The organism is Clostridium prolinivorans (assembly GCF_004011155.1).
GTDB lineage: Bacteria > Bacillota > Clostridia > Clostridiales > Clostridiaceae > Clostridium_AT > Clostridium_AT prolinivorans.
This window is the reverse complement of record NZ_RJWG01000011.1, coordinates 47574-73299: the sequence shown is the minus strand read 5'-3', so window position 1 is coordinate 73299 and position 25726 is coordinate 47574. Positions and strand designations below refer to the sequence as shown.

Here is a 25726-nt window from a genome sequence, read left to right as displayed (position 1 = left end):
GTACGGTGTTTAACCACCGCAGGATTTTAAGTCCTGTGCGTCTGCCTGTTCCGCCACTTCAGCATATCATTTCCTTGCGACATAGACTATTATATATCATACATTTTATACTGTCAACATTTTTGTTTAAAATTTTTAAATTTATGATTGATTTATGATAATGTACTGATATTACATAATTTCTGTTGATAGCTTAAGAGAAACAATAAAAAATTACCAGTAAAACTATTATTTATATTATAAAAGTTCTTGGATATTTTTAAAAATATTTGACCTATTTTCCCTTAAAAATTTTTAAATAAATTAAAAAATGTCTTAAAGTAAGTTAAATTTAATTTTTTTACTATACTTTAAGACATTATCTTTATTTATTATTAATAATTTGAACTTTTTCTATACCCACGATTTCTTGAATCTTGATGTTTTTTTAGTTCTTGAACCTTTTCTTCACTTTCTTTTAAAAATTTTGAAAGTCTGTCTTCAAAGCTTGTAGCATTTGATTTGTTCCTTTCTTGATTCCAATCTACCTCAATTGGTTTTACAGATTTCTTTGGAGGGGCAGCTTGCTTTATTGATAAGCTTATCTTGCCATTATCATCCACTGAAATAACTTTAACCTTTACTTTGTCTTTTTCCTTTAAATAATCTCTAATGTCTTTTACATAAGTGTCTGAAACCTCAGAGATATGAACTAACCCTGTTTTTCCATCCACCTCTACAAATGCACCAAAATTTGTAATGTTTACTACTGTACCTTCTAGGATACTTCCTGTCTGTAAGGTCATATTAAAAAGACTCCTCCTTAATATTTAAATAATTTATATTAATATAAAATTGTAAACTATGTTATTTTTTTATTACAGGAGTCTCTCCTTCTTTAATAAGACCTAATCTTTCCCTTGCTAGTTTTTCAATATAAGCATCTGTTTTAGATAGGTTAACTTCATCCTGTAATTTTTGATTTTTATCCTTAAGTTTTATAAGTTCCTGCTGACTTACAGTAAGCTCTTTTTTTATCTTGTTCATAGCCAGCTGAGTACTTATTAGTATGTAGCCTATATAAACTGCTGCTAAAACTAGCAATACCTTCTTAAGGCTAAATTTTTTCCCCATTATTTTACTCCTTTAAAACTTCATTTGTTTTTAGTTTTTATAATTATATTTTAAGTTGTATTTTGATTTTCTTCAAGGCTTTTCTTTATGTTTTTTTATTTATTTTTTCTTTTTAAATTATAAAATATTATTTTAAATGGATAAAATATGAAATTAATACTTATTCTGAATATTTTAGATATGATTGTTAAAAATTTGTACTGAAATTTAATAAATATATTACTAATTATTACCATGTATAAAATTATTCCTATAATTATAGCTCCATAAACATATACCCTTATGTAAGCATAATTTGTAATAAGCAAAAATATAAATACAACTATACTTGTAAAAATCCAAAATAACGTGTCTTCTATAAAAGTAAGTACTTTATTAGGATCTTCAAAGCCTCTAAAAATTCTATACAAATCAAAGAGCATTCCTGTTATTACTCCCGCAAGTATACTAAAAATTAAAATGTTAATCTGCATTGATAATGGAAATAACATAATTATACCTACTTAAAAAGCTTAGAAAATATACTTTCATTATCTTTTTTGTTTTCACTGTTTGAGTAAGCACAGGAATTAATTTTCCCAATAATTATAACATCGCCATTTTGCACATCTAGCTTATTCATTCTAAGTCCTTCCCCTCTAATATTCATAGAACCTAAACTTGTATTTAATAATATTTGATAATCATTAAAACTTATAACTTCAAGTACTCCTGTTATTGAAAGCTTCCTTCTATTTTCAAGGGTTAGGCTGCTTTTTTTATCTTCTATTCTTATTTCTTTTTTACCCTCCATTTTATCCCTCCGGCATTTTTTACTAATATTTTCTTAATCTCTCTTGTACCTATTTATATGCCTTAAAGGGATTATTTATTACTATTCTTCTATATCTTCTTCCCCTAATAATATCTCATACATAGCTTTTGCTTCATCTTTTTTTACATGCTCAGAAATATTTGTAACTTTTGCCTTTAAAACCTTAGAAGCGTATTGAATTTCTATTATATCTCCTTCTTTGATTTCTGTACTAGGCTTTGCAATTTTCCCATTTATATATACTCTTCCATTTTCACAAGCTTCTTTAGCAACAGTTCTTCTTTTTATTATTCTTGAAACCTTTAAATATTTATCTAATCTCATAATATTTTTATTCTCCTTTTAGTATATTAGAAGATTATTAATTGTTAGCAAATTAAATATTAAATAAAAAGCCTGAATTAAAATCCAGGCTTTCTTAGTTTTTAAAGAAAACTTATTTTTTTTCTACTGCTTCTTTAAATTCTTTACCAGCTTTAAATACTGGAACTACAGTTGCTGGTATTATAATTTCTTCTTTAGTTCTTGGATTTCTTCCTGTTCTTTCAGCTCTTTCTCTAGCTTCAAAAGTACCAAATCCAACTAGTTGAACTTTTTCTCCTTTAGCTAGTGCTTCTTGAACACTATCTATAAATGCCTTTAATGCTGATTCTGCATCTTTTTTAGTTAAGCCACTTTTTTCAGCCATATTTGCTATTAATTCTGATTTGTTCACTTTTGTATCCTGGTTTTAATCATATGATCTATCCACCGGGCCAGAAGATAGGGTTCCCCTCAACCAGGTTTTTTCACCTCCTAAAATTTAATTTATTGTCAGCCCATTTTATTTTAGTTTATATATTAAAAAATATAACTAAACAAATTAATAGAGTATAGATAAAACTAATATAAAAAACTTAATGTTATACTGCGAATTACTATATTCTGCAAAAATATTAATTTTCCTTCTTTTTGTAAGATTTTTTATTTTTTTGACTCTTCCCATAAAATATCCATTTCTTCAAGAGTCATATCCTTTAAATCTTTGCCTTTTTCTAAAGCTTTTTTTTCTATATATTCAAAGCGATTTATAAATTTATCTATAGTATAATTTAATGCATTTTCTGGCTCTATGTCAAGAAATCTGCACACATTTACTGACGCAAATATTAAATCGCCTAGTTCTTCTAGTATTTTTGCCCTGTTTTTTCCTTTATATACATCTTTAACCTCATAAAATTCTTCTAAAACCTTATCTAGTGCATCTTCAACCCTATTCCAATCAAATCCAACTTTTTTAGCTTTTGCTTGAACCTTTTCTGCCCTCATAAGTGCAGGTAAGTTTTTAGATATATGCTTTAACTCTTCAGTATAAGTTTTAAATCCTTTTTCTTTCCTTTTTATTTCATCCCAATTTTTAAGAACATCTTCTGAATTTTTAACTTTTATATTCCCAAAAATATGAGGATGTCTTTCTACCATTTTTACACATATACCTTTTATAACATCGTTAATATTAAAAAATCCTTCTTCTTCTCCTATGATTGAATGAAATACAACCTGAAAAAGTACATCTCCAAGTTCTTCTATAATCATATCATCATTATTTTCATCAATAGCCTCTAAAACTTCATAACATTCTTCAATTAAATACTTTTTTAAAGATTCATGAGTTTGTTCTTTATCCCAAGGACACCCATTTTCTCCTCTTAATGTCTTCATAATAGACAATAAATCATAAAAATCAAAAGTATTATTAATATCCTTTGGTATATATATAGAAGTTAAATGGTCAATATCTTCCTGTCTATCTAATTCATATAAAAAAATCTTTCTTATATTTTCAATTTCTTTAATACCTGCTGCTCTAATAAAATATATTTCCGTATCATCTTTATAATATTCATTTAAAGCAAGCTTAACTTCTGAAGCTATGTATTTATTATAAACCTGAGTTATTACTGTACCTATTCTTTTGTCTAAAATCTGATTTTTTATATCAAAAGCATCTATAATCTTTAAACCTTCTACTATATCTATTTTTAAACTTTCAGCTATAGCATCTATAAAACTTACTGCAGGATAAATTTTAGTTTCAATTTGTTCTTCTTTACATAAATTTAAAAGATTAGTTACAGATTTTTCTGCTACAAGAGGGTGACCAGGTACAGCATACACTATATCTCCATTTTTTTTATGTTCATCAATAAGATCTTTTGCTATAGATAAATATACTTCATCAAAATTATCTAAATTTTCATATTTATAATCATAGGTTTCGAAATTTACTCCTAATTCTTTTAAATAATTTACATTAGGATGTATTGCAGTTCTTAAAAAAACTTTAGGGCTACTTTTTAAAACTTCTAAAGTTCCCAAAGTTATAGCTTCCTTTGCTCCTGGACCCAACCCTACAATTTTAATCATTTGTATCTTCCTTTCTTAAAATATATTCATCTTTTTAATAACTTTTCCTTTATATAACTGTATTTAAAAGTTCCAAAAATAATTATAAGAAAGCTATATAAAATTACTCCGGCCAAAATAGACACTATGCAAGAAATAGCATTGCTTACTGTATAATTATAGACATTCATATAAATAAATACAACAGTTATTATCATTAAAATTGATGCAAAAGCAGGTTTTATCATAATATCATAATATTTTATATTGTAATTAAATGTTTTCTTTAAAAGTTTTATATTTAAAACAGCAGCTATTAAATATGCTCCTAAACTGCTTATAGCTGATCCATATATATTTATGTAAGGAATAGGTACTAATATATAAGTTATTATTATTTTTATTATACAAGCTATACCAAGATTTATAATAGGCTTTATTTCTTCTCCTGCACCTTGAAGCATATATGTAGTTGCTTGTGTTATTATTATAAATGGTAAAGATAAGGATAAAGCTTGAAGTATAGTATATCCATCAGCATGCCCAGGAAATATAAGCTGCAAAATCGGTCTAGCTAAAAAACAAAGCCCTAACATACAAGGAAGTGCTATAACTGTAGAAATTCTTATAGCTGTATCAACCTTATTTTTAACCTCTTTACTTCTTCCCAAAAAATGAGATTCTGCAATTATTGGAACTAAAGATGTACAAAGTGACATAGATAATGTAAGAGGAACCCCTATAAGTACAAATGCTTTCCCTGTTAACTGCCCAAATAGTACAGTTGCCTGCTCCATAGAAAATCCTGCTTCAATTAATTTCCTTGGAACCAAAAGGGAATCTATGACGCTCATAATAGAACTTACAGTAGCCCCTAAAGACATTGGAACTGCTATTTTTATAAGATTTGTAAGTATATTGTAATCTTTTTCTTTTATTCTAAATTTAAATTCCTTTTTTACTTTTAAATATTTATAAATTAAATATATTCCTCCTAAAAATCCTCCTGCTGCTGCGCCAAAGGCTGCTCCTCCTGCAGAGTATTCTATTCCCTTTGGAAATAAAATATAAGCTAGTCCTACACCAATGAGAACTCTTCCAATTTGTTCTATTATTTGTGATACAGCAGTTGGTATCATATTTTGCATACCTTGAAAAAAACCTCTAAAACAGCTCATTATTGATATTATTATTGGAGCTAATGAAATTCCAATAAGTGAATAATATGATTTTGGATCCCAACCAAAAAATATTACAAGCTGTTTTGAAAAAATAAGAAGTATAGCTGAAAAACCTCCTCCTATTATAGTCATAAAAGTAATTGCACTTTTTAATATATCTAAACTGCCGCTTTTATCTCCTGTTGCATTCTTTTCCGATACAAGTTTTGAAACTGCCATAGGTACTCCAGAAGCTGCAGCAATAAAAAATGTGTAAAGAGGATAAGACATTTGATAATATCCTATGCCTTCATCTCCTATAAGCATAATAAGCGGCCATCTAAAAAAAACCCCAAGAAACTTTGCTATAATTCCTGCTATTCCTAAAATTAAAGTTCCCTCTATAAGGGACTGTTTTTTCATTTTAACTTTTCCCTCCCCCAAAATTCTATAAAAATCTGCTAATAAATAATTTTCAATTTTTACAGAAATTTATTAAAAACATTACTTATATATATAAATTTTCATTCTTTTGTGACAAAAATTTATTAAATCAAAATATAAATTTTGCATTATAATTATAGATATTTTATTTTTATAAGTTTTATTACTTTTTATTTTTTATTGAATATTTATTTAAATTTATGTCAAAAATCAAATAGGAGCAAAAAAAAACAAATGGCAGCATGCTGCCATTTAGCATACTACCATTATTGTTCCATTTGCTTTCCTAAAAAGGCTGATGCAGTTTCGGCTAGTTTAATTTCTAGTTCTCCTAGCTTTTCTCCTTCTTGATTTGCTAGAATAATAACTGCCCCTATTGCATCGCCTTCTGATATTATTGGTGAAATTATTTGAGCACTATATTTATTTTCTACTTCTTCATATTCATATATAGGTATAACTTTGTCCCCACCTGCTTCAAGCATAACTGTTTTTCTGTTGTCTATAATTTTTTCTAATTCATTACTTATTTTCTTTTCTAAAAAATCTTTTTTAGGTGCTCCACTTGCAGATATTATAGCATCTTTATCTGTTATAAGTATTATATGACCTATTGATTGCTGAAGCGCTTCTGCATATTCTTTTGAAAAGTCGCTTAATTCTCCTATTGGAGAATATTTTTTTAATATTACTCCGCCTTCTCTATCAGTGAATATTTCAAGTGGATCTCCTTCTCTTATTCTAAGAGTTCTCCTTATTTCTTTAGGAATGACTACTCTTCCAAGATCGTCTATACGTCTAACTATACCAGTAGCTTTCATTATGTAATAACCTCCTTTTATAGAATAAAGTTTAACTAATAAATTGTTTCTGTGCTATTATTATCCTTCCAATTATGAAAATTTATGCACATATTATATTTATAATTTTTTTAAGTAAAAAAAATTATCATAAGACAATGTATATGCCTTATGATAAATTTTTTCTATATTAAATTCTTTTCATAATATTTTACTTTAGCTTCTTCTTTCCATTTTGAAAATATTTCATTAAATTTTTGAGATTTCTTTTGTTCTAATAAAGTTTTCTTAATTTCATCTTTTACAGTTTCAAGTTTTTTAACTGGATATTCTTCCTTTTTTATCATTTTAACTACATTCCATCCTGTAGTATCTTGGAATGGATTAGATATAGCTCCTTCTTTAAGCCCCATGACATTTATCATGAAATTACTCCCATAATTAGTATCATTATATTCTAAAAATCCCAAATCTCCTCCTTTATCTTTAGAAGATGTATCTATGGATACTTCCTTTGCAATTTTTGCAAAATCTTCCCCTTTTTCAATTCTTTCTTTAACTTTTTTAGCTTCATCTTCTGTATTAACAACTATTCTTGCTACATTATATCTATTAGGCTTTTCTGTAAATTTATTTTGATTGCTATTATAATAGTCTTGTATTTCTTTATCTTCTACTTTAAGATCTTTAGTTTCTTCATTAATTAATTTTTCTAATGTAATATTAGATTTTATATATTCTTTAAACTCAGGATCATTATATCCTTCTTTAAATCCATATAAATTTTTAAGTATTTCTTCGTCCATATCTTTTTTAAATTCATCTATTTTTTTAGATATTTCTTCATCAGTAGCAGTTAAATTTTTTTCTGAAGCTTTTTTATAAATTATTTTTTCATTTATCATTTGTTCAAGTACTTGCTTTTTTTGACTTAATAATGTTTCTTTTGCCTCTGCATTATTTACATAATTTTCTCCATATTGTTTTTTAATTTCAGCTATATAGTCAGCCATTTTTTCATCAAGCTGCCCTCTTGTTATGGTTTCATTATTAAACTTAGCCACAGGGCTCTTTTTAATTGCTTCGTCAGTTTTTTCTATCATATTACAACCTGCAGCCCCTACAGAAAATAATCCTATAAGTGCTACTGTAATAATCTTCTTAATGTTTTTCAATTTTAATTCCCCCGTTTTACAATTTAATTTTTTCTATATTATTTTACCATACTATTAATCCATTGCAACAGTAGCTTTCATACTCTCCAAAATTTCCCTTAAAGATTCTATTAACTCTTCTTTTTTTATTTCATTAATTTTGTATATTATAATAGGTTTTTTATCTTCTTTAAATGAAACTTTTTTGCTGTACTTTTTCATTAACGTTTCTATAATATTTGGAGTTATATGTTCCTTACTGTTAAAAACAAATTGGATTTCTCCTTTTCTTTCTTTAATTTCTTCTATACCTAATACTTTTGCTATACTTCTTATATAGGATACGTTAATAAGATTTGCTACCGGCATTTCAAATTCGCCAAACCTATCTATAAGCTCATCTTGTATATCCATCATATCTTCTTTAGAATTTATAGCTGCAATCTTTTTATAAACCTCAATTTTTTGTATTTCATCTTCTATATATTGAGAAGGAATATAAGCATCTATTTTTAGTTCAACTGTTGTTTCAATAGGTTCCTTTTTTATTTCTCCTTTAATAAGCTTAATCATATCTTCAAGCATCCTGCAGTAAAGATCATAACCTATAGCTGCCATATGTCCGTGCTGTGCAGAACCCATAATGTTTCCTGCGCCTCTTATCTCTAAATCTTTCATAGCTATTTTAAATCCTGAGCCAAGCTCTGTAAATTCTTTAATAGCTTTAAGCCTTTTTTCAGCTACTTCTGTAAGTATTTTATCCTTTTTATATGTTAAATAAGCATAAGCAATTCTATTTGAGCGTCCTACTCTCCCTCTTAGCTGATAAAGCTGAGATAACCCCATTTTATCTGCATCATAAATTATTATTGTATTTACATTTGGTATATCCATACCTGTTTCAATTATTGTAGTTGCAACTAATATATCATACTCATTTTTTACAAATTCTAAAATTACATTTTCTAATTCCTTTTCGCTCATTTGACCATGTCCTACAGCAATTCTAGCTTCTGGTACAAGCTTTTGAAGATAAGAATACATATCTTTTATAGTTTCAACTCTATTATAAACAAAATAAATTTGACCACCTCTGTTTATTTCTCGCATTATTGCATCTCTTATAAGCTGGTCGTTAAATTCAACTACATAAGTTTGTATTGGATATCTTTCTTCTGGAGGAGTTTCTATTACACTTATATCTCTAACTCCAACCAATGACATATGTAACGTTCTTGGTATAGGTGTGGCAGAAAGAGTTAAAACATCTATATTCTTTTTTAATTCTTTAAGTTTTTCTTTATGTTTAACACCAAATCTTTGTTCTTCATCTATAATTAAAAGCCCTAAATCCTTAAATGCAATATCTTTTGACAAAAGCCTATGCGTTCCAATTAGTATATCTACATTCCCTTCCTTAACTGCTTTCATAGTTGCCTTTTGCTGAGATTGAGTTCTAAACCTTGATATCATATCTATTTTTATAGGAAAATCTGAAAATCTTTGAATAAAATTATTATAATGCTGCTCTGCAAGTATTGTTGTAGGTACTAAAAAAGCTACTTGTTTTCCATCCATAACTGCTTTAAAGGCAGCGCGAACAGCAACTTCTGTTTTTCCATATCCTACGTCACCACAAAGAAGTCTATCCATAGGTTTATCACTTTCCATATCTTTTTTTATCTCTTCTATAGCAGCTAATTGATCTGGAGTTTCTTCATAGGGAAATTCTTCTTCAAATTGTTTTTGCCAAACGGTATCTTTAGAAAATTTATATCCTTTTAATGTAGAACGCACAGCATAAAGTTTAACTAAATCTTCTGCTATTTCTTCAATAGATTTTTTAACTTTATTTTTAGTTTTTGTCCACTCACTTCCTCCAAGCTTATTTATTTTTGGTTTTTTACCTTCCTGACCAATATATTTCTGTACTAAATCAAGTTGATCTACAGGAACATAAAGAGTATCTCCAGAATCATATTTAAGTTCTAAGTAATCTTTTTTATGGCCTTCAATTTCTAATTGTTTTATACCTTTGTATACACCTATACCATGATTTGTATGAACTACATAATCTCCAAGTTTAAGTTCTGTAAAACTATTAATTTTACTTATACCTTTTTGAGACTTTAAAGTCTTTTTTCTTTTAGCTTCTCCAAAAATTTCTTTATCAGATATTACACAAATTTTTAAATCTGGATATTCAAAACCTTTTAATTGGTTGCCGAAAGTTACTATAACCTGTCCTTTCTCTATATTATCTATAACATCTTTATAAGTGCTTTCTATACCTCTATCTCTTAAAGTTGAAACAAGTCTTTCTCCTCTAGGTCTTGTACCTGAAAGAATAACTATTTTAAATCCTCTGTTTTTTTTATCTTTAATATCTTCTATGAGAAGATCAATTTGCCCATGATAATTATGTAAAGTTATTTGAGTAAAACTTACAATGGTTTTTGGAGATAGTATTTGTGTGGACTTAGGTATAGAATTTAAAGTTATTACTTTTTTTGAATTCAATTCTTCTATAACTTCTTCTTTGGGAATTAAAAGTTTGCCTTGTTTAGGCAGCACATTCCCAATTTCAATGAAGTTTTTGTAATTTTCTTCAAACTCAAAATACAAACTATCCAATTTACCTTTGCATCTTTGTACATCATCTATAAATATAAATCCATCTTCTATATAATCTAACAAACTTGAAGTATTATCATAAAAATAATTAATAAAACTATCTATTGTTTCAAAGCTCCAATTTTCTTTTAAACTTTCTAAGTTCATTTTTGTTATTGAATTTATCTTTTGTATTGCTTCTTTGTTTTTCTTTGTTTTTAACATAGATAAAACAGATTTTAAATCATCTTCTATATATTTTGAAGCTTTTAGTATTTTTTCTTTATCTAAAATTATCTCTTTTGCAGGAAAAATTTCTATTTTATCTATCTTTTCAATACTTCTTTGAGATTCTGTATTAAATGTCCTTATAGAATCTATTTCATCTCCAAAAAGTTCTACTCTGTAAGGAATATTTTCACATGGAGAAAATATATCCATTATTCCTCCTCTAATAGAAAACTGCCCTTTTGCTTCAACAATATCTACTCTTTCATATCCACTTTGAATAAGCTTTTCATTAATTTCTTCTAAATTTATAGTATCTCCTTGAGAAAAATAAAAGCTATATTCTTTATAAACTTCAAAAGGTATATACCTTTGGGCTAAAGATTCAATAGAGGCTACTATTATTTTATTTCCTTTTTGAGTCATCTCCTTTATTATTTTTAATCTTTCCCACCTTAAATCACCTGATATTGCATCTATATTATAAAATACAACTTCTTTTGTAGGGAAATAAAATACGTTGGGAAGATAAAAGTTTAAATCCTCATAAATGTTTTTTGCCTCTATATCATTATGCGTAAGAATTAAAAATGGTTTATTTAGTTCTTCATACAACCCATTTATAAAAAAACTTCTAGAAGACTCAGAAAGCCCAAATACACCAATTGGATATCTGTGCTTTTCTACTGCATTTTTAATTTGTGCAAATTCTTCACTTTCTTTTAAAGGTTGCATTAAACCCTTTAATCTCATTTTTTTCCTCCTTGTAATTCTGCACACTAACTATAATATAATAATTACACTGCATATATCTCATAAATTATATTAAAGTTAGAATAATTACTCTATCTTAATTCCATTAAATTTATTCATAGCTTCAGTTACCCCTTTTTTTATAATTGTTTCTACTGCATCTGAAACATAGAAAAATATTTTATCTAAAATTTCTCTTTCTTCTTTAGAAAAATGTCCAAGAACATAAGAAATCAAATCTCCCTTAGGTTCTCCTATTCCTACTTTTATGCGTGGAAAACTTTCTGAAGATAAATGACGAATTATATTTTTTATTCCATTATGTCCACCTGCACTCCCTTCTGGTCTAATTCTCATTCTGCCAACAGGTAAACTTATATCATCATATATTACTATCATATTTTCTTTTGGAATTTTATAAAAATTTAAAGCTTCAATTACACTTTCTCCACTTAAATTCATATATGTAGAAGGTTTAAGAAGTATTACCTTCTCACCTGCTATTATTCCATCACCATATATACCTTTAAATTTTATCCTGTTTATTTTTATATTATACTTACTAGCAATTAAATCTAAAGCATCAAAACCTATATTGTGTCTTGTATTTTTATAATCGTCCCCTGGATTTCCCAATCCAACTATTAAATGCATATATTAATCAACTCCTTATATACTACTACATATCTTACCCTAAAAATTATAAATAATAAAGAGGCTTATTAAAGCCTCTTATTATTCCTGTCTTTCAGTTAAAGTTACAGTGACAACTACAATTTTACCATTTCTCCATAACTTACACTTTACTTTATCTCCTGCTTTATATTTTCTTAATACATCTTGAAGCTGCGACACATTTTCAACTTTAGTATCCTCTATTGCTATAATTACATCAGAAGGTTTTATTCCAGCTTTATCTGCACCGCTTCCTTTAGTAACTTTATCTACATAAACTCCAGTAACTCCATCAGTCCCTTCTAAAACTGCAGGGAATCCAGCAATTCCAAGCATAACCCTTGGTGTATCTACTGTCCCTTGTTTTATATCTACAGCTTCATTTCCCATTAATCTTTTTATTATTTCATTTGCTTCATTTATTGTAATTGCAAACCCCATACCTTCAGCATTATATTGAGAACCTATTTTTAAGCTGTTTATTCCTATAATTTCTCCGGCTTCATTGCAAAGTGCTCCTCCACTATTGCCAGGATTTATAGCTGCATCAGTTTGCAGTACTTTATAAGTTGTAATCCTTCCTGTTTCTGGATCTTGCATTTGTATTTCTCTATTTACAGCACTTATTATACCAGATGTTACAGTACCTGCAAATTCCTGACCTAAAGGATTTCCTATAGCAATAGCTATATCTCCAGTTTTAACCTTTGAAGAATCTCCAAACTTTGCAACTGGAAGCTTTTCTGCATCTATTTTAATAACTGCTATATCTCTATTAGGTTCTGCTCCAACAAACTTAGCTGTAAATATTTTATCTGAATTAACAAGTTTTACAGAAACCTTTGCTGCTCCTTGAATTACATGATAATTAGTAACTATATATCCTCTTTTATCAAAAATAATGCCTGAACCACTGCCAAGATCTCTTGGTCCAAAAAATCCTTCTGCTTGAGTACTTATACCAACTACAGTAGGTCCTACTGTTTCTGCAACTTTTGTTATAGCATTTTTAGGAAGCTCAGCAGTTGGAGTATTGTTATCCTTTTGTTCTATAAGAGAAGGATTATTGGGAACGTATGTTGAACCTAAATCTTTATATTTTTTATCTACGATATAATATGCTGACGCTCCTCCTGAAACTGCAGCTATCAAAAGGAAAGCGATTCCTTTGAAAAACTTTTTTATAATTTTACTTTTTCTATTTTTCCTAAACTTTATTCCTCCTGAAACATCATAGTTGTGTCCATCATGACTTACTTGTTCCCAAGATGCATCTTTATACTCTGAAAATTTATTATTATCCATTTATTTCTAAGCCTCCTAATAATTTTTCTCCTAATTTTATTATATTTCCTCTCTTTTAAAAAGTTATGAATAAAATGTTATGAATTATTTAATCCTTCTTAATGTAAATGTAAATAAAACACCTTCTCCATCTTTGTTTTCTACCCATATATCTTCTCCGTGTTGAGATAAAATATTTCTTACAATAGGAAGCCCCAAACCTGTACTTATTTTTAATGTTCTTGATTTATCCGCTTTATAAAATCTGTCCCATATATGAGGTAAATCTTCTTTTGCAATTAATGGTCCACTGTTAAATATAGAAACTAATACTTTTTCGCCCTTAACTTTAGTACATATTTTAATAACTCCACCTTCATCTGCATATTTTATAGCATTATCTAATAAATTAGTTACAACTTGTATAAGTCTATCTCTATCCCCAGCTACATACTGATGTTCTTCATTAAATAATACATCTACATTTAATTTTTTCTCCTTTATTTTAGTTTCAAATTTAATTACAGTAATTCTTATTATTTCATTTATATCTAATTCATCAATTCTAAGCCTAAACTTTCCCGCTTCAATAGCAGATAAATCCAATAAATCGTTTACCAGTCTTGTTAATCTCTGAATTTCTTCATAAGCTATAGATAAATAATATTTTTCTTTATCTTTTGGTATTACACCATCAAGTATTCCTCCTATAAAACCTTTTATAGATGTAATAGGAGATCTTATTTCATGAGATACATTAGATATAAAATCTCTTCTTGCATTTTCAACTTTTTCAAGGCTATCAGCCATATAATTAAAAGACTCTGCAAGTTCTCCAATTTCATCATTTGAATTTATATGAACTCTTTTTTGTACTTCTCCTTTTGATATTTTTTTTGCTACATTATTAATGGCTGCAAGAGGTTTTATTATTATTTTTTGTGAAAAATAATATATTACAAAAGAAGATAATATAATTGCCAAAATAGCTGCAAGCCAAATAATTCTATATACGGTTTTAAGAGGTTCTTTTATTTCATTTAAAGGAGTAATCATTATTATTGCACCGCAAAAAATATTGCCTTTGTTGCTATTTACATAAATTGGAATACCATATATATGAGAAGGATTTGATATTATTTTCCCATAAGTACCTTTTACCTCATATATTTGATTTAACCTCATTTCTTCCAATCCTTTAGTAAATACCTGACTACCCTTTAAATAATTAAACTTTTCATTTGATACAGAATATACAAAACCGTAGCTATCTATAAGCCAAATATCTGCCATAGTATAAGCACTAAAAAACTTTAATACTTCATCTCTATCTTCATTTGTATACTCCATTTCATGCAATATATAGTCAACAGCGTAAGGTTTTATAATAAGCGATTCTCTTCCTAACTGTTTTCTTCTTTGCTCAAAATAATAATTTTCAAACCATACAGATAAAAATGTAGCTATAATTATAAAACTTAAAGCAATTATAATTACATAAGTAAATACCATTTTTGAGAATAAGCCTTTTTTAAATTTAAGCTTTATCTTCTTTATTTTCATTATTTCACCTCGAATTTATACCCAACGCCCCAAACAGTTTCAATCTGCCAGTTTGATCCGCCTGGAAGCTTTTCTCGAAGTCTTTTTACATGAACATCAACAGTCCTTGAATCTCCTGGATAATCATATCCCCAAACTTCACATAAAAGTTGTTCTCTTGTAAAAACTCTATTTTTATTATTTGCAAGATAATAAAGAAGTTCAAACTCTTTAGGAGGCATTTTTATTTCATTGCCTTTATAAACTACACTATAAGAATTTATATCTATGACTAAATCTTCAAAACTTATAATTTCTTTATTTGTGTTATCTGAATTATATCTTCTTAAAACAGCTTTTACTCTTGCTAAAAGTTCTTTAGGTTCAAAAGGTTTTACTATATAATCATCTGCACCAAGTTCAAGACCTAAAACTTTGTCAAATGTTTCTCCTTTTGCTGTAAGCATAATAACAGGTGTTTCATAATCTTTTCTAATCCACTTTAAAACATCTATGCCGTCAATATGCGGAAGCATTATGTCAAGAAGAACTAAATCAGGCTTATATGTTAAAAAAACTTCTTCAGCAGTTTTTCCATCATATGCAAGCTTAGTTGTATAACCTGAACTTTCAAGATACATTTTTATAACTTCACATATATTTTCATCATCGTCTACAATTAAAATTTTACCTATTGAGCCTTCCATATAATTAATCCTCCTCTAATAAAATTTATGTTTATAATATAAATTATGTAATACTTATATTTTGCGTGGTATATTATCATATTAATAATGTATCACAAAATAAAATTTCTAATAATAGTATACTTAAAAAAGTTACAAATAATTTACACTAATAAAAAGCATAAGCTGTTTTTTAAACAGCTTATGCTTTAATTTTAAACTCCTTCAAATAATTTACTTACAGGCATATCTTCATAAATTCTTTTTATTGCATCTGCAAAAACTGGAGCAACTGAAAGTACTTCAAATTTATCAATATTTTTTTCCTTTGGAAGATCAATTGTATTTAACATAACAAGCTTTTTTATTGATGATTCTTTTATTCTTTCTATAGCAGGGCCTGAAAGAACAGAATGTGTACAACAAGCATAAACTTCCTTTGCACCCATATTAGTCAAAGCATTGGCACCATTACATATAGTACCTGCTGTATCTATAACATCATCTATTAATATAGCAGTTTTACCTTTAACATCTCCTATGACATTCATAACTTCGGAAACATTAGCCTTTGGTCTTCTTTTGTCTATTATAGCTATTGGTGCATGAAGTTTATCTGCAAATCTTCTAGCTCTTGTAACACTTCCAAGGTCAGGGGATACAACAACTACATCTTCATCTTCAAGGAAACCTTTATTAATAAAATATTTTGCAAGTATTGGAGCTCCTAAAAGATGATCTACTGGAATATTAAAATATCCCTGAATTTGTGCAGCATGTAAATCCATTGTAAGCACTCTATCTGCTCCTGCTGCAGTTAAAATATCTGCAACAAGCTTTGCAGTAATTGGATCTCTAGCTTTAACCTTTCTATCTTGTCTAGCATATCCATAGTATGGAATAACTGCAGTAATTCTTCCTGCTGATGCTCTTTTAAAAGCATCCATCATAATTAAAAGCTCCATTAAGTTGTCATTAACTGGGGCATTAGTTGATTGTACAAGAAATACATCGCTTCCTCTTACAGTTTCATTAATGTCAACTGAAATTTCTCCATCGCTGAATTTCCCAACATTAGCATTACCAACTGGTATGCCTAATATTTCTGCAATCTCTTTTGCAAGTTTGGGGTGTGAATTACCGGCAAAAATCTTAATGCCTTTACCGTGAGTTATCATGTGTTTTCCTCCTTATTAACAGCACCACTATAAAATGCAGCGGTTATTATATTATTATTTTTTATTTAAACCTTTTTTAGAAACCCAATCTATTATATTAACTTGTTTGGCTCTTGCAATTCCTAAACTATTTTCAGGTACTTCTTCTGTTATAGTTGAACCTGCTGCTGTATAAGAATTATCTTTAATTTCAACAGGTGCAACTAAATTTGTATTACATCCTATAAAAGCATTATTTCCTATCTTTGTTTTATATTTTTTAACGCCGTCATAATTTACTACGACAGTGCCGCAACCAAAATTACAGCCACTTCCAACTTCAGCATCTCCAATATAAGTTAAATGTGATACTTTAGTATTATCACCTATTGTTGATTTTTTAATCTCAACAAAATCCCCAATTCTAGCATTTTTCCCTATATTAGTTTCTGGTCTTAAGTAAGCATAAGGACCTACTGTTGTACCTTCTCCTATATGTGTTTCTAATATTACTGAACTTTGAATTGTAACATTTGATTCAATAATACTATCACTTATTCTAGAATTTGGATAAATCATACAATTTTCTTTAATAACTGTATTGCCTTCAATTACATTCCCTGGATATATGATAGTATCTTTGCCTATTTCAACATCGCTTCCTATATATGTATTTTGAGGATCAATTATTGTAACACCATTTTCCATATGTTTTTTATTTATTCTATTTCTTAATATTTTTTCAGCTTCAGAAAGTTCAATCCTTGAATTAACTCCAATTGTTTCTTCAAAATCTGTAACCATAGCTCCAATTTTTAATCCTTTATTTTTTAACACAGCTATTACATCAGTTAAATAATATTCTCCTTGAGCATTGTAATTATTAATCTCTTCTAAACTTTCTAAAAGTAAATCTATATCAAAGCAGTACATGCCTGCATTTATTTCACAAACTTCATATTCTTCTTTACTGCAATCTTTAGCTTCAACTATTTTAAGTACTTCACCATTTTTATCCCTTATAACTCTTCCATAGTGGGCAGGGTTATCTATAATTGAAGTCAAAATAGTAGCTTTAAATCCTCCTTCTTCATGAAAAGCTAAAAGCTTTTTAACAGTTTCTTCTTTTATAAGAGGAGCATCTCCTGTAAATATAGCTACAGTTCCACTTTTACCTTTTAAAAATTCCTTTGCACACTTAACTGCATGACCTGTTCCAAGCTGAACTTCTTGAAAAGAATAGCTTACATTTCTGCTTTCTGTACTGTTTTTAACCTTTTCAGCACCTTTTCCAACAATTACATTAACATCTTCAATACCTGATTTTCTCATTATATCTATAACATGATTAACCATTTCTTTTCCGCATACCTTGTGAAGAACTTTAGGTGTATCAGATTTCATTCTTTTTCCTTCACCAGCAGCTAGTATGACGGCACATTTATACATAAAAACACCTCTTTTAATTAGCAATTAATAACAAATTTTAATTGGTAAATTCTTTTAACCTTTTATTTAAATTATATAAAATCGCCTCTTAATATTATATTTTATAAAAAGTTATTTTGCAACCTTACGGAGTAATTTGTCAAAAAATAAAAAGAAGCTGAGATTTCAGCTTCAATTGTTATCTTACAGCATAATTATATTTATGATACTGTTTTCAATATGTATAAGATTAACATAATTTTGCTAAAAATCTTCAACTTCTTTTTATTTATTCCTCTTGTGAAACAGTAGTTTCATCATTTTTTACTTTTTCATATTCATCCAATACAAACTTTTGAATCTTTTCTCTAGTTTGAGTATTTATTGGATGAGCTATATCTTTAAACTCTCCATCTGGCGTTTTCCTGCTTGGCATAGCAATAAAAAGACCATTTTGTCCTTCAATAACTTTTATATCATGAACAACAAATTCATTATCAAAAGTTATTGAAACAATAGCTTTCATTTTACCATCAGCAGCAACTTTCCTAACTCTTACATCTGTAATTTCCATAAAAAACCACCTCCACGATGCTTATACAATAATATTCGCCACATTTTTTATTTTTCCTTCTTATTTTTCTAAATATTTATAAATTTTTTAAAAATTTAATTATTTCATATAATTTTTTAATTTAAATTATTTAGAAGGAAATAAAATTGCAGTTCCATCTTCTCCTATACCATTAAATTTTACAATAGATATATAGTCTTCAATTAATTTTTTAGGAGTTTTTATATCTTCAATCATAACTCCAATCCCTACAAGAAAACTGTCAAATTCTTTGAGCATATTTACTATACCTAAAGCTGTTCCTCCAGCTTTCATAAAATCGTCTATAAATATACATTTACTTCCACTTTTTAATGCCTTTCTTGAAAGAGACATAGTTTGTATTCTTTTACTAGAACCAGTAACATAATTAATACTTACTGTAGTTCCTTCTGTAACCTTCGTATCTCTTCTTACTATAACAAGCTGAACTCCAAGCATTTTAGATACTTCATAAGCAAGAGGAATTCCTTTTGTTTCAACTGTTACAACACAATCTACATCTTTGTCATTAAAAGCCGAAGCTAATACTAATCCTGCCCTTTTTATTATATCTGGATTATACATTATATCAGTCATATATATGTAATTTCCAGGTATTATTCTATCTTTTTCCTTTAATATTCCACAAAGTTCCTCTGCAAAATCTTTTCTATCTTTGTCTGAAATTTCGCAAACATATTTAACTCCTCCAGATGCTCCTGCTATAGTTTCAATTTTACCCATATTAAATTTATTCAAAGTTTCTTTTATAACTAAAATATCTTCACTTATAGTAGATTTTGCCGAATTAAACTTTTCTGTGAATGTATTTAAATTTATAACTTTATTAGGATTTTCTATAAGTATTTTTGTAATTGCAGCTATTCTAGTATTTCTATTTATTTTTTCCATAAATATCACCTTTATATCTAATTTAAATTTTACGAACTTTTTAATTAAAATTTAATTTATTATTCTTATTGTATTCTATTTCACAAATATTATCAATAATATGTTTTTAATCGTTAATATTAATTACCAATTATTGTTTATTTTTGTATCCTTTTTTATAAAATTTGTATATAATGATATATAGGGTTTTAATTTTACTAATAAATTATATTAATCCATTAATAAATAAACTGAATTTTCAGTTTAAAAATCCATAATTGAATGTTTTTAAGGAGTTGATATTTTGTCATTCGATTTTATAAAAGACAAACATAAAAGAATACATTTTATAGGTATAGGCGGAATTAGTATGAGCGGCCTTGCCGAAATATTATTAGAAAATAACTTTACTGTTTCAGGCTCAGATATGAAGTCTTCTTCTTTAACAGAAAAATTAGAAAAACAAGGTGCTCAAATTTTTTTAGGTCATGATGCTAAAAATGTAGAAGGTGCCGATTTAGTTGTTTATACAGCAGCTATTTCAGAAGATAATCCAGAACTTTCTAGAGCTAGAGAACTAAATATTACTACTATGGATAGAGCTGAATTTTTAGGTAAAGTTATGCAGGGACATAAATACAATATAGCTATTTCTGGAACTCATGGAAAGACTACAACAACTTCTATGATTTCTCATATATTTTTAAACGCTAAATTGGATCCGACTATTTTAGTAGGTGGAGAATTAGATATAATAAATGGTAATGTAAGATGTGGTAAAAGCGAATATTTTATTACAGAAGCTTGTGAGTATAAAGCTTCATTTTTGAAATTTTTCCCTTATATTGGGATTATACTAAACATAGAAGCAGATCATTTAGATTATTATAGGAACATAGATCACATAAAAGAAACATTTATAAAATTTGTACAGCTTATATCTAAAGATGGATATTTAATTGCTTATGCAGAAGATAAAAAACTTAAAGAAGTAATACCATATGCAAACTGTAAAGTAATTACTTATGGAATAGATGAAGGTGATATAAGAGCTAAAAATATAAAATTTAATGAAAAAGGCTGCGCAAATTTTGATGTTTATAAAAATAATGAAAAACTTTTTTCAATTAATTTAAATGTTCCAGGTAAGCATAACATACTTAATAGTTTAGCTAGTATATCTGCAGCTTTAAGCCTTAATGTAGAATATAAATATATAATTGAAGGGCTTTTAAGTTTTTCAGGAACACATAGAAGATTTGAAATAAAAGGAGTAAAAAATGGCATTACTGTAATAGATGATTATGCACATCATCCTACAGAAATTAAAGCTACTCTTGAAGCTGCTAAAAATTATCCTCACAATAAAATTTATTGTGTATTCCAGCCTCATACTTATACAAGAACTCTTACTTTATTTGATGATTTTGTTAATTGTTTCTATGATGCAGACGAAGTTATACTTGCAGATATATACGCCGCAAGAGAAAAGTTTACAAAAAAAATAAGTTCAGATATGCTTGGAGATAGTATAAGGGAGAAAGGAAAGTCTTGTAAAAATTTTCACAGTTTTGAAGAAATAGTTTCGTATTTAAAAACTGTACTTAATAAAGGAGACATACTTTTAACAGTAGGTGCCGGAGATGTTTATAAAATTGGCGAAATGTATTTAAATGAATAATTTCAAAAAATTTAAAAGCCATGCATAAATAGGAAAATATCCTTTTTATGCATGGCTTTTTTATAAAATTACATAAATATTATTTTTAAAATCACTTTTATTTAACTTGAAGTTCTTCTATGTCTTTAGATATTATTTGTGCTGAGTCTTTTAAAATTAAATCTCCTCCAGTTGAATCAAAAATATTTTTTTCTATTATAGCATCCATAACAAGTGAAACCTGTTGGTTAGTTACTGTATCTGCTATTTCATCTAATCTAATAGATACTTTCCTTCCTGATTCATTCATAAAATTCATCAATAAACTTCTATTAGCCATTTAAAAATTCCTCCTTTTTATTATTCAGCTCTAACAACATTTAAGTCTTCTCTAATTACCTCAGATAGAGGATATTTAAGAAGTTTTCCAATTTCTGTACCTATAAATAAAATATTTTCATCTGCTGAATCTACTTTTATTTTTGAAAATCTTGTGCTTTTAAATACATCTTCTCCATTTGCATCTACCCCTGTTTTAAATTTAATTATCATGCTACTTTGCACCTTAGTTGAAACAGCCATACTATCTACTCCTTTTATTTTAAATTTAACAGCTTAACTTAAAAATCTAAGTTTTCTGTCTTTCAATAATTAAATATGCAGTAATAAAAAAATTTACCTTAAAACAAAAAATTTATATAAACTAAAAATCAAACAAGTTTTATAGAACTATTTAATATTGATATAGATAAAATAAAAATTAAAAAGAGGCTGATAATAAAATCGCCTCTTTTTAATCAATTTTTGAAATATATAATTGTTCTAATTCATTTTTAGGCATCATTGCTTCGGCTAAATATCCCATAATAATAACGCCAGGTATATCTATTATAAGTCTTGCTAGAGTAAACTTGTAACCTAATGCAGCTATTTCAAACATGAGAGTTGATATTTTTGTTACACACCAAGCATTCATAAATATAATTATATTGCTAAACTTTACTCCTTTTTTAAGTAAAACTGCAGTAAACGGAAATGCTGCATACATAGGTCCAGCAGCTAATGAACCTATTAATATTGATAAAAACACACCCAATATACCAGAATTATTTCCCATATATTTCATCATAGTTTCTCTTGGTACCCATACATCCATAAGTCCAAGCAAAAGCATAATAGGCGGGACTACAGAAATCATCTGTTTAAAGCTTGAAAATGCTATGTTAAATGATTTAAATCCTATATCTTTATTTATAAATGTTATAATTATCATTATAAAAAAAGATATTATAAAAAAGCTATACCTTTTTATTAAATATTTAATCATAAAATTCCCACCACCTTTTCTACAAAAAAGGCTACTATAAAAGAAAATAAAAACGCTAGAATATTTCTATAAATAGCGGCTCTTTTCCCTATATATTTTATTTCTAAAGGTATTGTTATTATACCTATAAGAGTTAAAGTTGATATAAGTGCTGCTACCTGACTAACTCCTGCTCCGTTTTTTAGTAACATATCACCAGTTGAAAAGGCTACAAAGGTTGGCATCATAGCTATACTACCTATTAAGGCTGAAATAACTACTCCAAAAAATCCAGAATTTTTTCCTATTATATTAGATATAGTTTCAGGTTTAAGTAATGAAAGGGTTAATCCTACTATAATTATTATTCCAAGAAATTGAGGAAGCATATTTTCTAAAGACCGCCATGCTTTTAAAATTGCTTTTTTGCTTTTGTTTTTATCTTTTATATAAGACAAAAAAAGTAAAAAAACAGATACTACATATAAAACAAAAGCATTCATTATATTTTCTCCTAAAAACATACTATTAATAATATTATATTTTAAAAAAATTATAATGTGAGTCTAATTTATATACATTTTTTGTAAAATTAAAAGATAGCCTTTCGGCTATCTAATATCTTCTTTATTATCTTTACTATCTATATTTTTATAAACAACTTCCTTATTTCTAAAATAATTTCCATTGCAAATCTGTACTCTGGATATATATTTTATAAATCCAGAATATCCAAGCTCATTGATTAAAGCCTTTGTTCCCCTTTCAATAAGTTCTAAATCCTTATCTTTTAATTCCACTTTATTTCACCCCATAATTTTTATAAAATTTTATTAATCATAATATTCACATATTTAAATAAATGTTACACATTCATTTAAATTATGGGTAAATTTAAGAGGAACTAAACATATTTTAAAAAAATATTTAATTTTTAACAAAGTGTCAATTCACCATGTTTTTCATAGTTTGTTATTTTATTTATTGAATTATCTTCATTTACAAATACTACCCTTGGTTTATGTTCTTTAGCTTCTTGTAAAGTCATATTACAATATGCCATTATTATTATTATATCTCCCTTTTGTGCACAACGAGCTGCAGCCCCATTAAGGCATATTACTCCGCTTCCTGGCTCTCCAGCTATGACATACGTTTCTATTCTTTCTCCATTATTTACATTAACTACAGATACTTTCTCATATTCCATTATATGAGATGCATCTAATAAGTCTTTATCTATAGTAATACTTCCAACATAATTAAGTTCTGCCTGAGTTACTATAGCCCTGTGTATTTTTGATTTAAGCATTGTAATTTCCATAAAAATCCTCCTTCTAAAGAGAAAAAGTAAAATTATCTATAAGTCTAGTTTTTCCTATAAAAACAGCAATTGCTACTAAAACATCTGATTTAATATAAGAAACAGGTTTTAAAGATAAACTATCTACTACTTCAACATAATCAATTTTTGCCATTGGTTCACTATTTAATTTATCAATTATTATATCTTTTATTTTTAAAGCATCTCTTTCTCCTTCATTAAGTGCAGTTTTAGCACTTTCAAGGCTTTTATATAAAATTAATGCAGCTTTCCTTTCTTCAGGACTTAAATAAGAATTTCTTGAGCTTTTAGCAAGCCCATCTTCTTCTCTTATAATTGGACAAGATACAATTTCAATTGGCATATCTAAATCTCTAACCATTCTTTTAATTACAGCTAATTGCTGGGCATCTTTTTCACCAAAATAAGCTTTATCTGGCTGAACTATATTAAAAAGTTTTGTAACTACAGTACAAACACCTCTAAAATGTCCTGGTCTTTTAGCTCCACAAAGGCCTTCTGTTAATCCCTCTACATCAACATAGGTAGAAAAATTTTCTTTATACATTTCAGAAGGTGATGGATTAAAAATTATATTCCCACCACATTCTTCTACAACCTTGCTATCTCTATTTATATCTCTAGGATATCTTTCAAAATCTTCGTTAGGTCCAAATTGAATAGGATTAACAAAAATACTAACTACTACCTTATCATTTTCTTCACTGGCACGCTTTATAAGTGAAGCATGACCTTCATGAAGATATCCCATAGTTGGAACAAGCCCCACAGAAAGCCCTTCATTCTTCCATTTCTTTATTTCTTCTTTTAAATCCTTTATACTATAAATTATATTCATAATTTTATATTGCCTCCTTAATAAAGCTTATCTAAAATAGATTCATTTATTTTAAATTCATATTCTTCAGAAGGGAATAAATTATTTTTAACTTCATTTATATAATTTTGTACAGCATCTTTTATTATATTCCCTGTATTAGCATATTGTTTAACAAATTTAGGCTTAAAATCAGAGAACATTCCAAGCATATCTTGATATACTAATATCTGTCCATCACAATCTTTTCCTGCTCCAATTCCTATGGTTGGGATACTTACTTTAGAAGAAATTATTTTAGCAAGTTTTGCAGGTATACATTCCAATACTATTGCAAAAGCTCCTGCATCTTCAATTATTTTAGCATCCTCAATTAATTTTTTTGCAGTTTCTTCATCTTTTCCTTGAACTTTAAACCCTCCAAAAGCATTTACAGATTGAGGCGTCAAACCAAGGTGTCCCATTACTGGAATTGAGGAATTAACTATTGCTTTTATTTGTTCTGCTACAAAAGCCCCACCTTCAAGTTTTACAGCTTGTGCCCTTCCTTCTTTTATTAACCTTCCTGCATTAAAAACTGCATCATATATTGAAGTTTGATAAGACATAAAAGGCATATCTGCTACTATAAGAGCATTTTTAGCACCTCTAGCAACAGCCTTTGTATGATGTATCATATCCTCCATAGTAACACTTAATGTATCTTCATATCCTAAACATACCATACCTAATGAATCACCTATTAATATTCCATCAACACCTGCTTCATCTATAAGCTTTGCCATTGAATAATCATAAGCTGTAAGCATAGTTAATTTTCTTCCACTATTTTTAGCTTCTTTAAAAGTCGATACAGTGTTTTTCATTTTAAATTAA

28 protein-coding genes are annotated in these 25726 nt (G+C 27.7%); 1 reads left to right on the top strand and 27 read right to left on the bottom strand.

Annotation, left to right across the window (positions count from 1 at the left end; all coding sequences use genetic code 11):
• Window positions 1-374: 374 nt before the first annotated feature.
• The 19 genes from EGD97_RS09465 to purR form a co-directional block, all read right to left on the bottom strand.
• A complete protein-coding gene (locus EGD97_RS09465; protein WP_127837169.1) occupies window positions 375-785 on the bottom strand; it encodes a S1 domain-containing RNA-binding protein in 411 nt (136 codons plus the stop codon).
• Between the two features lie 61 nt (window positions 786-846).
• A complete protein-coding gene (locus tag EGD97_RS09460; protein ID WP_127837168.1) occupies window positions 847-1113 on the bottom strand; it encodes an FtsB family cell division protein in 267 nt (88 codons plus the stop codon).
• A gap of 95 nt (window positions 1114-1208) precedes the next feature.
• A complete protein-coding gene (yabQ, locus tag EGD97_RS09455; RefSeq protein ID WP_078681862.1) occupies window positions 1209-1604 on the bottom strand; it encodes a spore cortex biosynthesis protein YabQ in 396 nt (131 codons plus the stop codon).
• 8 nt (window positions 1605-1612) lie between these two features.
• The gene (yabP, locus tag EGD97_RS09450; protein ID WP_127837167.1) at window positions 1613-1906 is read right to left on the bottom strand and encodes a sporulation protein YabP; all 294 of its coding nucleotides are present in this window, start codon (window positions 1904-1906) and stop codon (window positions 1613-1615) included.
• A gap of 81 nt (window positions 1907-1987) precedes the next feature.
• Window positions 1988-2251 (bottom strand): RNA-binding S4 domain-containing protein, encoded by a 264-nt coding sequence (locus tag EGD97_RS09445; protein WP_078681864.1) that lies wholly within the window; start codon window positions 2249-2251, stop codon window positions 1988-1990.
• A gap of 112 nt (window positions 2252-2363) precedes the next feature.
• On the bottom strand, window positions 2364-2642 hold the full coding sequence (locus tag EGD97_RS09440) for an HU family DNA-binding protein (RefSeq protein WP_078681865.1): 279 nt from the start codon (window positions 2640-2642) through the stop codon (window positions 2364-2366).
• A 248-nt stretch (window positions 2643-2890) separates the two neighbouring features.
• A complete protein-coding gene (gene yabN, locus EGD97_RS09435) occupies window positions 2891-4333 on the bottom strand; it encodes a bifunctional methyltransferase/pyrophosphohydrolase YabN (RefSeq protein WP_127837166.1) in 1443 nt (480 codons plus the stop codon).
• A gap of 26 nt (window positions 4334-4359) precedes the next feature.
• Entirely contained in the window at window positions 4360-5895 is a 1536-nt protein-coding gene (locus EGD97_RS09430; RefSeq protein ID WP_127837165.1) for a putative polysaccharide biosynthesis protein, read from the bottom strand.
• A gap of 287 nt (window positions 5896-6182) precedes the next feature.
• Window positions 6183-6737 carry a stage V sporulation protein T gene (gene spoVT, locus EGD97_RS09425; RefSeq protein WP_127837164.1) on the bottom strand — a complete coding sequence of 185 codons (555 nt, stop codon included), beginning with the start codon at window positions 6735-6737 and terminating at the stop codon, window positions 6183-6185.
• Window positions 6738-6901: 164 nt separating this feature from the next.
• Complete coding sequence (locus EGD97_RS09420) at window positions 6902-7891, bottom strand: peptidylprolyl isomerase (protein ID WP_127837163.1); 990 nt, start codon at window positions 7889-7891, stop codon at window positions 6902-6904.
• Between the two features lie 54 nt (window positions 7892-7945).
• Window positions 7946-11464, bottom strand: a complete 3519-nt coding sequence (mfd, locus tag EGD97_RS09415) for a transcription-repair coupling factor (RefSeq protein ID WP_127837162.1) — start codon at window positions 11462-11464, stop codon at window positions 7946-7948.
• A gap of 87 nt (window positions 11465-11551) precedes the next feature.
• Window positions 11552-12118 (bottom strand): aminoacyl-tRNA hydrolase, encoded by a 567-nt coding sequence (gene pth / locus EGD97_RS09410; RefSeq protein WP_127837161.1) that lies wholly within the window; start codon window positions 12116-12118, stop codon window positions 11552-11554.
• An 81-nt stretch (window positions 12119-12199) separates the two neighbouring features.
• Window positions 12200-13444 (bottom strand): S1C family serine protease, encoded by a 1245-nt coding sequence (locus EGD97_RS09405; protein WP_127837160.1) that lies wholly within the window; start codon window positions 13442-13444, stop codon window positions 12200-12202.
• A gap of 84 nt (window positions 13445-13528) precedes the next feature.
• Window positions 13529-14986, bottom strand: coding sequence for a sensor histidine kinase (locus EGD97_RS09400; RefSeq protein ID WP_127837159.1), 1458 nt, complete (start codon window positions 14984-14986; stop codon window positions 13529-13531).
• Window positions 14986-15672 (bottom strand): response regulator transcription factor, encoded by a 687-nt coding sequence (locus tag EGD97_RS09395; RefSeq protein WP_078681874.1) that lies wholly within the window; start codon window positions 15670-15672, stop codon window positions 14986-14988. Before EGD97_RS09395 ends, EGD97_RS09400 begins: the two co-directional genes overlap by 1 nt.
• A gap of 194 nt (window positions 15673-15866) precedes the next feature.
• Window positions 15867-16829 carry a ribose-phosphate diphosphokinase gene (locus EGD97_RS09390; RefSeq protein ID WP_078681875.1) on the bottom strand — a complete coding sequence of 321 codons (963 nt, stop codon included), beginning with the start codon at window positions 16827-16829 and terminating at the stop codon, window positions 15867-15869.
• Between the two features lie 54 nt (window positions 16830-16883).
• The gene (gene glmU, locus EGD97_RS09385; protein WP_127837158.1) at window positions 16884-18257 is read right to left on the bottom strand and encodes a bifunctional UDP-N-acetylglucosamine diphosphorylase/glucosamine-1-phosphate N-acetyltransferase GlmU; all 1374 of its coding nucleotides are present in this window, start codon (window positions 18255-18257) and stop codon (window positions 16884-16886) included.
• Between the two features lie 268 nt (window positions 18258-18525).
• Window positions 18526-18810: a septation regulator SpoVG gene (gene spoVG, locus EGD97_RS09380; RefSeq protein WP_078681877.1), complete on the bottom strand. Its 285-nt coding sequence runs from the start codon at window positions 18808-18810 to the stop codon at window positions 18526-18528.
• 126 nt (window positions 18811-18936) lie between these two features.
• Entirely contained in the window at window positions 18937-19743 is an 807-nt protein-coding gene (purR, locus tag EGD97_RS09375; protein WP_078681878.1) for a pur operon repressor, read from the bottom strand.
• Window positions 19744-20026: 283 nt separating this feature from the next.
• Between purR and murC the strand changes: the two genes are divergently transcribed.
• Window positions 20027-21403, top strand: coding sequence for a UDP-N-acetylmuramate--L-alanine ligase (murC, locus tag EGD97_RS09370; RefSeq protein WP_127837157.1), 1377 nt, complete (start codon window positions 20027-20029; stop codon window positions 21401-21403).
• Between the two features lie 97 nt (window positions 21404-21500).
• On the opposite strand, the gene EGD97_RS09365 is transcribed toward murC, so the two are convergent.
• The 8 genes from EGD97_RS09365 to panB form a co-directional block, all read right to left on the bottom strand.
• The gene (locus EGD97_RS09365; protein ID WP_078681880.1) at window positions 21501-21722 is read right to left on the bottom strand and encodes a DUF2922 domain-containing protein; all 222 of its coding nucleotides are present in this window, start codon (window positions 21720-21722) and stop codon (window positions 21501-21503) included.
• Window positions 21723-21742: 20 nt separating this feature from the next.
• Window positions 21743-21964 (bottom strand): DUF1659 domain-containing protein, encoded by a 222-nt coding sequence (locus EGD97_RS09360; RefSeq protein WP_078681881.1) that lies wholly within the window; start codon window positions 21962-21964, stop codon window positions 21743-21745.
• Between the two features lie 211 nt (window positions 21965-22175).
• A complete protein-coding gene (locus EGD97_RS09355) occupies window positions 22176-22709 on the bottom strand; it encodes a permease (protein WP_127837156.1) in 534 nt (177 codons plus the stop codon).
• Window positions 22706-23191, bottom strand: a complete 486-nt coding sequence (locus EGD97_RS09350) for a permease (protein ID WP_078681882.1) — start codon at window positions 23189-23191, stop codon at window positions 22706-22708. The genes EGD97_RS09355 and EGD97_RS09350 overlap by 4 nt, the downstream gene beginning before the upstream one ends.
• Window positions 23192-23299: 108 nt before the next feature.
• A complete protein-coding gene (locus EGD97_RS09345) occupies window positions 23300-23488 on the bottom strand; it encodes a hypothetical protein (RefSeq protein ID WP_078681883.1) in 189 nt (62 codons plus the stop codon).
• Between the two features lie 134 nt (window positions 23489-23622).
• Window positions 23623-24012 (bottom strand): aspartate 1-decarboxylase, encoded by a 390-nt coding sequence (panD, locus tag EGD97_RS09340; RefSeq protein ID WP_078681884.1) that lies wholly within the window; start codon window positions 24010-24012, stop codon window positions 23623-23625.
• Between the two features lie 13 nt (window positions 24013-24025).
• On the bottom strand, window positions 24026-24871 hold the full coding sequence (panC, locus tag EGD97_RS09335) for a pantoate--beta-alanine ligase (protein ID WP_078681885.1): 846 nt from the start codon (window positions 24869-24871) through the stop codon (window positions 24026-24028).
• 17 nt (window positions 24872-24888) lie between these two features.
• A complete protein-coding gene (panB, locus tag EGD97_RS09330) occupies window positions 24889-25716 on the bottom strand; it encodes a 3-methyl-2-oxobutanoate hydroxymethyltransferase (RefSeq protein WP_078681886.1) in 828 nt (275 codons plus the stop codon).
• Between the last annotated feature and the right edge of the window lie 10 nt (window positions 25717-25726).